This window comes from Streptomyces pactum (genome assembly GCF_016031615.1).
GTDB classification, from domain to species: Bacteria; Actinomycetota; Actinomycetes; order Streptomycetales; family Streptomycetaceae; genus Streptomyces; species Streptomyces pactus.
The window spans coordinates 206,635-217,798 of the sequence record NZ_JACYXC010000001.1; the positions used below are offsets into that span (position 1 = coordinate 206,635).

An 11,164-nucleotide genomic window follows, 5' to 3' on the forward strand; every position below is an offset into this window, starting at 1 on the left:
CCGTCCCGGCCCGCGGCGGCACCTCCCGCACCACGGGGAGCGGCGGACGGGCCCACCCGGCCGCGGCGGGCGGCGGGAAACCCGGTGGTGCCCGGCCGGGGCCGTTGTTAGCGTGCCGCGGTGGACCTCTTCTCGCACTCGTGGGCGGCGCTGCGCGCGGCGGTCGCCGGACTTCCCGGGCCGCACTTCGAGAGGCCGTCCGGCTGCGCCGGCTGGCTCGTGCGCGACCTGGTGTGCCACCTGGTCATCGACGCCCAGGACGTCCTGATCACCCTCGCCACCCCCGCCGACGCGGAACCCACCCGGAACGCGGTGACCTACTGGAACCTCGTGGAACCCCCGACCGGCGACGACCCGCTGGACGCGCTGGTGGTCCGCCTCGCCGCCGCGTACCAGGACCCGGGGCTGCTCACGTTCCACCTGGACGACGTGGGTTCCGCCGCCGGGCGCGCCGCCTCCCTCGCCGACCCGGCACTCCGCGTCGGCACCCAGGGGCAGGTCCTGACGGTGAGCGACTACCTGTCCGCGTACGTCCTGGAATGGACGCTGCACCACCTGGACCTGACCGCCCATCTCCCGGACGTCCCGGGGCCACCGGCCGAGGGGCTGGCCCACTCCCGCGCGATGCTGGAGGAGATCGCCCAGGTCGTGTTCCCCGAGTCGTTCTCCGACGCGGACGCGCTGCTGGTCGGCACCGGACGCCGGGCACCGACGGCCGGGGAGCGGGCCGCACTCGGGGAGCCGGCCGCCAGGCTGCCGTTCGTCCTGGGCTGACGCCGCGCCGGGGCGGGCGACGGGTGCGCGGACGGGCCGGCCCTCCCCCGCGCCGGCCGCCACCGGCACACGGCGGTGCGGCAGGGCGGCGGCACGACGGCCTCCGCCCCGACGGCCGGGGCGGCGCCTGCCCCGACGGCCGGAGCGGAGGCTGTCCCGGTGGCCGGGGCGGCGGCTGTCCGGTGGCCGGGGCGGCGGCTCCGGCGGCCCCGCCGCGGTGGCTGGGCACCCACCGGACGCGTCGCCACACGTCACGGTCGGTGCGGACGCGTCCCGGAACCGGCAAATTCACATGACGCGCGGTGCCTGATCGTCAACAATCCACGCGTGGTCACCTTGAATGTCGCCGGAACCGAACACGGCCCGTCCCCCCGGTCCTCCTCCATGACGGCTGTGGCCGGACGTACCTTCGGCGCGATCCCGCCGACGGCGCTGGTCCTGCTCGGCATCGTCAGCGTGCAGGTGGGCGCCGCCCTGGCCAAGCATCTCTTCGGCGAGGTGGGCAGCTTCGGGACGGTCGCGCTGCGGCTGTTCTTCGCCGCGGCGGTGCTCATGCTCGTATGGCGGCCGTCGCTGCGGATGAACCGCCGCACCTGGACGGTGGTGCTCGCCTACGGCGTGGTGCTCGGGCTGATGAACCTGTGCTTCTACCTGGCGCTGGCCCGCATCCCGCTGGGGATCGCGGTGACCATCGAGTTCCTCGGGCCGCTGGGGGTGGCCCTGGCCGGGTCGAGACGGTGGCTGGACGCCTTCTGGGCCCTGCTGGCGGCGGCCGGCGTGGTGCTGATGATGGAGGGGCGTGGCGACCTGAACCTCGCCGGCTTCCTGCTCGCCCTCGCCGCGGGAGCGTGCTGGGGCCTGTACATCCTGCTCGGCGCGGCGCTGGGCCGTCACACCTCGGAGGGCGACGGTCTGGCCCTGGGCATGGCCGTCGCGGCGCTGATGGCGGTGCCGTTCGGCGTGGCCGAAAGCGGCACGGCACTCCTTCAGCCGTGGGTGCTGCTCGCGGGGCTGGGCGTGGCGCTGCTGTCCTCGGTGATCCCGTACTCGCTGGACCTGGAGGCGCTGCGCAGGATTCCGCCACGGGTGTTCGGCATCCTGATGAGCCTGGAACCGGCGATGGCGGCGCTCATCGGCCTGGTGGTGCTCCAGGAGTCGCTGCACTGGGAGCAGTGGGTCGCGGTGCTGTGCGTGGTGGCCGCGTCGGCGGGCGCCGCGCGCGGTACCCGCGCCGAGGACTGACGCCGGCTGCCCGGCCGTTCTCCGGCGTCCCCGGCGGCCCGCCGGTGGGCGGCGGTGGGCCGAGGCCTTCGTGGCCTCGTACGTATGGGGATCGGGCAGGACCGGCTACGGCCCGCACCGGCTCGCGAAGATCCTTGCCCGACCGGCGCGGGCGATGGCCGCGGCCACCGGGCAGCTGGCGACCGCGGGCATCGGGTGGCCCTCCGCCGGCGGCCCGGACCTGCTGGAGCTGGCCCTCTTCGAGGGCGCCTGGGGGCCGGCCGCCCGCCGCCCGGACGCGCTCTGACGCCCGTGCCGCCCCGGTCCCGTGGCGGCGTTGACCCGGCCGGCCACCGGCCGCCGGCCCGGTCCGGTCCGGCGGTGCGGTCGTACGGCGTGGTGGTCGCGCCACGGCGGGACGGACCCGTCCCGCCGTGGCCGCCGGACCGAACCGCTGCCCGGGCCGGGGCCGGGCCACAACTGCCGGTGGGCGACCGGTCGTCACCCTTCCGGGAGGCGTTCCCCGCACCGGGTGCAGAAGCGTGCGTCGCTCTCGGTGGGTACCCGGCCGCAGGCGTCGCAGAGCCGGTGCAGCAGGCAGGGTGCCTCGCCGCCCTCACCGCTGCCGGAGCGGATGGTCAGCCCCGGACGGCGGCGGTGCGCGGTGAGGTAGACCAGTCCCTCCTCACCCGCCGACAGGGCCCGGCGGCTGCCACGCGGAAGCCACACCACCGAGCCGGGCAGGAGCTGCTGCGGGCCGCCGTCGGTCTCCAGCCGGCCGCTGCCCCCGGCGACGTAGAGGAGGACGTCCAGATCCCTCTCGACGGAGGCCCCGACCCCGGCCCCGGGCGGCAGCCGCACCAGGTTGGCGTCCAGCTGGCGGTGCTGCCGGTCGAGCCGCCAGACCGCGCCGGTCCTGTCCTCGGGCAGGTCGCGGAGCACGTCGGTCATCCGGGCCAGCACGCCGGGCACCGTGTCCTGTCCCGTGTCGTGGTGCATACGCTCTCCGATGTGAAAGGCGCTCGGGCGCGCCGGTCCGGGCCAGGATCCGCGGGCCGTTCGCGGTGTCTCGCCCGGCGTGGGGACCGGCGGGGCCGCGAACCGGGGCGGCCGTGGCAGAGTTCGCCGGTTCAGGGTACGGCACGACCGGTGGCCGGCAGGGGCGGCCACCGCGGAGCCCGCCGTACACGGATCCGACCAGCGGTCCGGTACGGAGACGGCTCAGGTGCACGGCCCGGCGTGGGCCGGCCGGCACGACAGGACCGGGACCGTCCACGGTGTCCGTCCACGGGTGTCCGTCCACGGAGGCCGGGCCGGCCCATCCCGGTCGCGAGCCACCCCGGGTGCCGGCCCCGCACGGGAGGGTGCGCCTTGACCGCTGAGAGGCCCGCGGTGCCGGCCCGCGGATCACCGCAATCCCCGGGCCGGGCGTACCGTTACCGGCCGTGGTGCGGGGTGCCGGTCCGTGGACACCGACCCCTTACGGCCCGGCCCGCACGGCGCCGGGACCGTCCGGTGCCGCCCCGCACGCACCGGGCGCGGCCCGTACGGTGCGGGACCTGTACGCAGGGCGGGACCGCCCGCCCGCCGTACTGCCACGGTTCGCCTGGCCTGCCCGGCGCCCGGGGCACCGGGGGCGGGCGGCGGAGCGGGAAGGAATTCGTCTCGACGCGTGTTCGCGGGGCGCTCATGGAGTAAATTCCGGGTATGTGACCGTCACTTCACGGCCGACCGGCCGCATATTCGAGGCGCTGAACTCCACCGCCGTCCAGGACGTCGCCGAGCTGCGCGAACTCTACGAGGACCCCGGGGACCTCGCCCGGCGCAAGGTGGTGGACCGCCTCCACGACGTGGCCCGCGCCTTCATCGGACGCTCTTCACTCGTCTTCATCGCCAGCTCCGGCGCGGACGGCACCTGCGATGTGACGCCCAGGGGCGGCCCGGCCGGATTCGTGTCCGTACTGGACGAGTTCACCCTCGCCATCCCCGACGCCACCGGTAACAAGCGGCTGGACACCTCGCACAACATCGTGGAGACGGGCCGGGCCGGCCTGATCTTCATCATCCCGGGCCGGGAGTCCACGCTGCGCATGAACGGCAGGGCGTGCGTCTCGACCGACCCGCGGCTGCTGGAGCAGCTGACCGCGGTGGGTAAGCCGCCGGTCAGCGCGATCGTGGTGGAGGTCGAGGAGGTGTACCAGCACTGTCCGAAAGCCTTCCTGCGGAGCGGCGCCTGGAAGCCGGAGAAGTGGGTCGCCGGGGACGACGTCCCGAGTTCCGCCGCGATCACCCTCTCCCACCTGAACCTGCCGGGGCTGACGATCGAGCAGATCCAGGCGCACGAGCGCGAGTCGCTGCTGCACCGGTACGAGTGAGGGGCCGGCCCGCGGGGCGCCCGCCCGGGCGGCGGGCCCCGCGGGAATCGCGCCGTGCGCCGGTCCGCCCCCGGAGGGGGCCCGGTCCGCCGACGCGACGCCGTGATGGCGGCGTCGGGAGGCCGAGGGCCGGCGAGCCGGTTGCGCGGGCCGTCCCGGCGGCGTACCGCCAACGGGCCGGGACCGTGGTGCCGGCGCGGGGCCGGAGCCGGACCCCAGGTCGACGGACCGGTGGGGGCCGGTAGGGGACCGGCGCGCGCCGGCCGTCGAGGGGCGCGGGGAAATTCCGGTGCGGGGGGCCCGGTGATCGTGGACAGTGACGGCCATGCGTGATCTCCATCTCGCCCGGGGCCGGCTGCGCCGGGAGCTGCTGGCGACCCTTCCCCGCGGCCCCCGCGCCGGGCGTCCGGCAGAGCTGCCGACGGCGGTGGGCACCTGGCCGGACATCGACTACACCGACCGCGACGGCGCGGCCTTCCGTCCCCTGGAGCATCTGGACCGCGCCCTGCGCCTGGCCGCCGACGGGGCCCACCGGGCCGCCGCGCTCCGGGCCCTGGACGCCTGGCGCCGGCTCGGGCCGCGCAGCGAGAACTGGTGGTACAACGAGATCGGCGCCCCGCAGGCGGTCGGCGACGCACTCATGCTGCTGGCGGACGGGCTCGGCGCGCGCGAGCGCCGGCGGTGGGGCCACTGGCTCGCCGGCTGCGCCGGGCCGGTGGCGCTGACCGGCCAGAACCTGGTCTGGGCCCAGGGGATCGTGTTGCGGCACGGGCTGCTGGTGGCGGACACCACCCTGGTCCGCTCCGCCGTCGCCGCGATGTCGGGCGTGCTGCGTCGGACCGGAGGCGAGGGCATCCAGGAGGACCTGAGTTTCCATCAGCACGGCGCCCAGCTGTACGCCGGCGGGTACGGGTCCGCTCTCGCCGCGGACCTGGCCCGCTGGATCCACGTGCTGCACGGCACCCGGTGGGCCTTCGGCGCACCGGAAGTGGCGGTGCTCACCGACTTCCTGCTGGACGGGCAGCAGTGGGCGGTGCACGGCGGGGGTTTCGACTTCACCACCATGGGGCGCGAGGTCTCCCGCGCCCACGCGCACCGCGCCACCGCCGCGCTGCGCCGCGCGACGAGCGGTCTGCTCGCGGCGGACGCGCCCCGGCGGGCGGAGCTGGCCGCCTTCGACGCGCGGCTGGCCCGGGCCGGGGCCGTGGCGCCGGACGCGGCGGCGGTGCCGTCCGGGCCGGTCGGCTGCCGGTACTACCCGCGCTCGGACTACCTCGTGCACCGGCGGCCCACCTGGTCGCTGTCGGTGCGGATGTCCTCCACCCGCACCGTTCCCACCGAGAGCATGAACGGGGAGAACCTGCGCGGCCGCCACCTGGGCGACGGGGTCGCCGCGATCCGGGTGGGCGACCGTCATCAGGACGGGTACCGGGCCGTCATCCCCGTGTGGGACTGGGGCCGGCTGCCCGGGGTCACCGCCGAACAGCACCCGGACCCGGCGGCGCTGTTCCCCCGGCCGAACGACCGGCACGGTGCCTGCGCGGATGTCGGCGGCTGGACGGACGGCCGGCACGGCATCGCGGTGATGCGCCTGGCGGGGACGGACCGGATCGCGGACGGCTGGAAGGCGTGGTTCTGCTTCGACGACGTGTTCGTCGCTCTGGGCACCGGGATCACGGCACCGGAGGCCGCCGGCCCGGTGGTCACCACGATCGACCAGCGGCTGGCCGAGGGGCCGATGACCGTGGAGTCGGGGGGCCGTCCCCGGTACGTGCACCACGGACGGGTCGGCTACGTACCGCTGTCCGGGCCGGACACACTGTTCGCGACCGTCGTGCGGCGCACCGGCAGTTGGGCGGAGATCTCCACCACGGGCAGCGCCGAGCGGCTGTCGGCGGAGGTGTTCTCCGTCGGATTCCGGCACGGCCCCGGGCCGGTCGGCGCCTCGTTCGCCTGTCTGGTCGTCCCGGACGCCGACCGGGCGGCCACCGCGGCCCGGGCCGCCTCGCCGGAGGTCACCGTGCTGGCGAACGCCCCCGGGCTCCAGTCGGTCCGCTGCCACCGCAGCGGGGTCACCCTCACCGTCCGGCACGGCGCGAACGGCCTGGAGCTCGGCCCCCTGAGCGCGCGGTCCTGACCGGGCGGCCGCAGCGGCCGGTGCATGGGGACGGCCGGAAGCGTACGGAGTGGGTGCCGGGGGCGCGCGGCGGTCGGTACGTCCGGCCGGCGGCGGTACCGGGGAGGCCGGGGGAGGGGGCCGGGGAGGGGCCGGGACGGCCCGGGAGGGTCCGGGGACGGCCGGCGCAGGGGCCGGGCCGGCTGTCCCCGGGGGCCACGGGCCGTCGTCAGGCGGGGCGGTGCTCCCAGCCCCGGGCGGTCCGGGTGAGTTCGCGGAACCCGCGCCGGAGCAGCCGCTCGGTCTCATCCGCCTCGTCGGGCGTGGTGTAGGCGAGCAGCCGGTCCGCCCCGCATTGCTCAAGCCAGTCGCGGCCGTGGCCGAGCAGACGGTCCAGCACGGTGTCGTCGGTGGCGTCGAGGTCGCAGATGTCGGCGATCCCCCCGGCACGGGACCGGCGTTCCGGCCGGTCCAGGGTGGTGTCCAGCTCCAGGTGGCCCACCGGGTCGCCGTCCCGGTGGGCGGTCAGCAGGGTCCCGATGCCACCGACCGTCCGCCGGATCTCCTCGGGGTGGACACCGGACGGGGCCGGCAGGTCGGCGACCCGGGCCAGCAGCACGATCTCGACGTGCCCGGTGTGCCGGAACCCGGCCCGCTCGTAGGCGGCCCGGATGTGCGGCCACTGGTCGGGGACGCCGCAGACGCCGGGCACCGGGAGTTCCCCTCCCGCGTACCGGGCCCGTACCCGGCGGCGTTCCAGGTGCGCCAGGCACGCGGTCATCAGGGTGCCGGCCGGCTCCTCGGCGCCCGGCCGGAAGAGGAACCACTCCACCGCTCCGGTGCCGCGCAGTTCCTCACCGACCTCACGGTCCGTCCGGTAGCACAGCAGGTGGGCGGCGGCGGCGATACGGCCGTACTCCTCGGCGACGAGTGTGACCCGCTCACCGACCCACGGGTCGGTGACGAACTCCTCGGGCCGGCGCTCCATGCTGGTCACCACGGTGTTGACGGACGCGGAGACCCCGGGCACCACGGCGGCGGCGTGCCCGTTGACCAGGTCGGTGAGCTGGTCGCGGTCGCCGCGCCGGAACATGCGTACGGACATGGCTGATCCTCCGTGATCACGGTGTTTCGGGGAGGCCGCCATGCGATGCGGTACGCCTCGGATGGTACGCCACGAGGCCGGGACGGACCGCCGGGGTGGCCCCTCCCGCCGCCGGGCCGCCGTCCCGGGACCGCTCCCCGTCCGTCCCGGGCCCCTCCCCGTCCGCCCCCGGGCCGCTCCCCGGTCCGTTCCGGGCCCGCTCCCCCGGGGCCCTCCCGCGGCACCGGCCGGGAGACGGCGCCGGGATGCCGGTGATGCCGGCAACGCCGCGGGCCGGACGGGCAGCCTCGGGGGGCGGTCCCGCGGGCACCGGCCGGGGCCCCGCGGGCGGCGGCGGAAAGCCGGTGGTCCGGACCGCCGGTGGGCGGTGACGGGGCACCGGGCGGGCCCGTGGTGGGCGACGATGGGGGCATGACCGTCATCACCGTCGTCCAGGGCGACATCACCGATCAGCACGCCGACGTCATCGTCAACGCCGCCAACTCCTCCCTGCTCGGCGGCGGCGGGGTGGACGGCGCCATCCACCGCCGGGGCGGGCCGGAGATCCTGGACGCCTGCCGGGCGCTGCGGGCCTCCCGGTACGGAAAGGGGCTGCCCACCGGGCAGGCGGTGGCCACGGTCGCGGGGCGGCTCGCCGCGCGCTGGGTGGTCCACACCGTGGGCCCGGTCTGGAACGCATCGGGCGGCGACCCGGCGCTTCTCGCCTCCTGCTACCGGGAGTCGCTCCGGGTGGCGGACGACCTGGGGGCGCGAACGGTGGCGTTCCCGGCCATCTCCACCGGTGCCTACGGCTGGCCGCTGGAGGACGCGGCCCGGATCGCCGTGGAGACGGTGCGGAGCACCGAGACCGCGGTGGCGGAGGTCCGGTTCGTCCTGTTCGACGAGGCGGCCTTCACGGTGTTCGCCGAACGCGTGCACGCGCCGCGCCCCGGCGGCGCGGGCCCCGTCCCGCCCGGGTCCTCGTGAACGGCGTCCCGGGGCCGTGGTCGCAGCCGATGACGCGCGACGAGAACCCGGGGGTTCCCGGCGCCATCCGCACGGAGCCACGCCTTCCTCCCGTCAGCGACTCCTGCTTCCGCACTCTCCTCGCCCGCAAGCCCTGACGGGCCCGAACAGACCACGACTCGGGCCGGACCGGGCCCTCCGCAGGGCCGGAACAAGCCCTGAGTGGGCCCTGAACGGGTCCTGACCACCCAGCCGCCCGGGGGCGGGGCGCCGCCGGTGGCCCGTACCGGCAGGGGCGGCCCCGGCGACGGTGCGGGCGGCGACGGTGCCGTGGATCAGGCGTCGAAGCGGTGGCGGGACGTCTCGATGTGGCCGAGGTGCTGCCGGGTCCACCGGCACATGGCGTCCACCGTGTCGGTCAGGGCCGTCCCGGCTCGGTGAGGGTGTACTCCACCCGTGGCGGCACGGTGGAGAGTGCACGGTCGGTCCGGCCAGGCCGTTGCGCTCCGGCATGCGCAGGTTCTGGGTGAGCGTCTTGTGGCTGATGCCCTCGACCCGTCGGCGCAGTTCGCCGAAGCGCAGCGTGCCCTCGCCCAGGGTCTCGGTGGTCAGGAGCGCCCACGTGTTCGCGATGCCGGAGAAGATCTCGCGGGCCGGGGGTCCGCGCGCGTCAGGTCGGCATCCTCCGCCGAGCCTGTGGCCTGCTGGGTCACCATCAGGTTCCTTCGTCACCGAAAAGTGCGTTCTTCCACGTCATCGCACACTCTCCTATGGTTCCCGAGTAACCACAAGAGACCGGGGATCCCCTTGGTCCGGTGCGCGACGGAGCCTACGGGCCCCGCGTGAAGGAGGAGGCAGCATGGCCATCACCCTGGTGAACCCCGACGGGTTGCCCACCGTCGACGCCTACCGGCAGGTGGCGATCGGGACCGGCTCGAAGCTGGTCTTCATCGCCGGGCAGGTCGCCTGGGACGCCGAGGGCACCACGGTCGGCGTGGGCGACCTCGCCGCCCAGACCGAGCAGTGCTACCTCAACGTCGCCACCGCCCTGGCCGCGGCCGGCGCCACCTTCGAGGACGTGGCGAAGCTGACCGTCTACGTGGTCGGCTGGACCCCCGACCGGATGCCCCTGCTCCTGGCGGGTGTCGCCCGGGCGGCGGCGAGGCTGGGTGTCGGTCCGGTGCCGCCGGCCACGCTGGTGGGCGTCGCGGCGCTGGACGTCCCCGAGCACCTGGTCGAGGTGGAGGCCACCGCGATCCTGGACTGACACCCACGGGGGCATCCGGCCGCGGGGCGGCCCGGCGCGCCGGCGCCCGGCGCCCGACCGCGCCCCGGGGCGGGGCGGGGCTCTCGTGACGGGCCCGGGTGCCCCTCGCCGGCCGAGAGTCCGTAGCGGGCACGGGCGCCGTACCGGGCACGGGCCTGTGGGCCGGGGCCCGGGTGACGGCCGGGTGGTGGCCGGGCCGGCCGGAGGGCGGCTCGGTAGGATCATCGGCCAAGGTCCGGTGGTGGTCGTCAGGGGGTGCGGGATGCGGTGCGCAACGGGTGTCCGGTCGGTGCGGGCGGAAGGTCCGGGCGGGATCGTCGGGGGTGCGCGGTGACCGCGCGGCAGCCGCTCGGCGCGCCGCCGGGGCCGCTGGTGACGGTGGACTGGCTGGCGGCCCGGCTCGGTGCGCCGGGGCTGGTGGTGCTGGACGCGTCGGTGGGAGCCCACCGCGGGACGCCCCGGCGGGTTCCGGGCGCGCGGCGTTTCGACCTCGACGGCGCGTTGTCCGACCCGTCCTCCCCGCTCCCGCACACCATGCCCGGTCCGGACCGGTTCACCGGTGAACTGCGCCGGCTCGGCGTGGACGACGCCGGAACGGTGGTGGTGTACGACGCCGCGGGGATCTACTCCAGCGCGCGGGCCTGGTGGATGCTGCGCGCCATGGGGTTCGACCGGGCCGCGGTGCTCGACGGCGGTCTGCCGGCCTGGTCGGTGGCGGGGCTACCGCTGGAACACGGGGAGCCGGAACCGCCCGAGCGGCCGGGGGACTTCACGGCGCGGCCCCGGCCGGGGCTGTTCGTCGGGCAGGAGGCGGTGGTGGCCGCGCTGGCCGATCCGGGCGCGGTGGTGCTCGACGCGCGTGCGCGGGAACGGTTCTCCGGGGCGGTGGACGAGCCCCGCCCGGGGCTGCGCGGCGGCCACATGCCCGGTGCGGTCAGCCTGCCGTTCGAAGAGGTGCGGCGGGACGGCCGGATGCTCCCGGTGCCGGAACTGCGCGCCCTCTTCGCCACGCTCACCGGGGGCCGGGACCGACTGGTGTTCAGCTGCGGCTCGGGCGTCACCGCCTGCGTGCCGGCGCTCGGCGCCCACCTGGCGGGGTACCGCGAACTGTCCGTGTACGACGGGTCGTGGAGCGAGTGGGGCCTGCCCGGCGGGCCGCCGGTCGCCACCGGGACCGGGGAGGGCGGCGGCGGGGCGTGAACGGGGCCGGTGCGGCGCCGGGCCACGGACGTCCGCACGGGTGCCGGGAGCGGCGGTGGCCGTGGGTGCCGACGAGCGGCGGTGACCGCGGGCGCCGCCGTGTGAGCCGGTCCGCGAGGGAGAGCCGGCGCCCGGCCCGGAGCGGCGGCGCACCCGCGGTG

General features: G+C 76.4%; 9 protein-coding genes and 2 pseudogenes. 8 read left to right on the top strand and 3 right to left on the bottom strand.

The window, feature by feature from the left end:
- The first annotated feature begins 120 nt into the window (after nt 1-120).
- The 3 genes and pseudogenes from IHE55_RS00810 to IHE55_RS00820 form a co-directional block, all read left to right on the top strand.
- Nucleotides 121-774, top strand: a complete 654-nt coding sequence (locus tag IHE55_RS00810) for a maleylpyruvate isomerase N-terminal domain-containing protein (protein ID WP_197987239.1) — start codon at nt 121-123, stop codon at nt 772-774.
- A 327-nt stretch (nt 775-1,101) separates the two neighbouring features.
- The gene (locus IHE55_RS00815; protein WP_307826432.1) at nt 1,102-2,016 is read left to right on the top strand and encodes an EamA family transporter; all 915 of its coding nucleotides are present in this window, start codon (nt 1,102-1,104) and stop codon (nt 2,014-2,016) included.
- A 34-nt stretch (nt 2,017-2,050) separates the two neighbouring features.
- A pseudogene (locus IHE55_RS00820) lies at nt 2,051-2,302 on the top strand (8-oxoguanine DNA glycosylase OGG fold protein); the annotation flags it as partial.
- A gap of 194 nt (nt 2,303-2,496) precedes the next feature.
- On the opposite strand, the gene IHE55_RS00825 reads toward IHE55_RS00820, so the two are convergent.
- Complete coding sequence (locus IHE55_RS00825) at nt 2,497-2,994, bottom strand: hypothetical protein (protein WP_232265399.1); 498 nt, start codon at nt 2,992-2,994, stop codon at nt 2,497-2,499.
- Between the two features lie 710 nt (nt 2,995-3,704).
- Between IHE55_RS00825 and IHE55_RS00830 the strand changes: the two genes are divergently transcribed.
- Together IHE55_RS00830 and IHE55_RS32095 are read left to right on the top strand one after the other, a co-directional pair.
- Nucleotides 3,705-4,370, top strand: a complete 666-nt coding sequence (locus IHE55_RS00830) for an MSMEG_1061 family FMN-dependent PPOX-type flavoprotein (RefSeq protein ID WP_197987241.1) — start codon at nt 3,705-3,707, stop codon at nt 4,368-4,370.
- 325 nt (nt 4,371-4,695) lie between these two features.
- The gene (locus IHE55_RS32095) at nt 4,696-6,507 is read left to right on the top strand and encodes a polysaccharide lyase family 8 super-sandwich domain-containing protein (protein ID WP_197987242.1); all 1,812 of its coding nucleotides are present in this window, start codon (nt 4,696-4,698) and stop codon (nt 6,505-6,507) included.
- Nucleotides 6,508-6,715: 208 nt separating this feature from the next.
- On the opposite strand, the gene IHE55_RS00840 is transcribed toward IHE55_RS32095, so the two are convergent.
- Nucleotides 6,716-7,591: a GNAT family N-acetyltransferase gene (locus tag IHE55_RS00840; protein ID WP_232265400.1), complete on the bottom strand. Its 876-nt coding sequence runs from the start codon at nt 7,589-7,591 to the stop codon at nt 6,716-6,718.
- Nucleotides 7,592-8,002: 411 nt separating this feature from the next.
- Here IHE55_RS00840 and IHE55_RS00845 point away from each other — a divergent pair, with 411 nt between their 5' ends.
- A complete protein-coding gene (locus IHE55_RS00845) occupies nt 8,003-8,557 on the top strand; it encodes an O-acetyl-ADP-ribose deacetylase (protein ID WP_197987244.1) in 555 nt (184 codons plus the stop codon).
- 314 nt (nt 8,558-8,871) lie between these two features.
- Here IHE55_RS00845 and IHE55_RS00850 read toward each other — a convergent pair.
- Nucleotides 8,872-9,252 (bottom strand): annotated as a pseudogene (locus tag IHE55_RS00850) (winged helix-turn-helix transcriptional regulator).
- 143 nt (nt 9,253-9,395) lie between these two features.
- Here IHE55_RS00850 and IHE55_RS00855 point away from each other — a divergent pair.
- Complete coding sequence (locus IHE55_RS00855; RefSeq protein ID WP_197987245.1) at nt 9,396-9,803, top strand: RidA family protein; 408 nt, start codon at nt 9,396-9,398, stop codon at nt 9,801-9,803.
- Nucleotides 9,804-10,133: 330 nt separating this feature from the next.
- The gene (locus tag IHE55_RS00860; protein WP_197987246.1) at nt 10,134-11,003 is read left to right on the top strand and encodes a sulfurtransferase; all 870 of its coding nucleotides are present in this window, start codon (nt 10,134-10,136) and stop codon (nt 11,001-11,003) included.
- Nucleotides 11,004-11,164 lie beyond the last annotated feature (161 nt).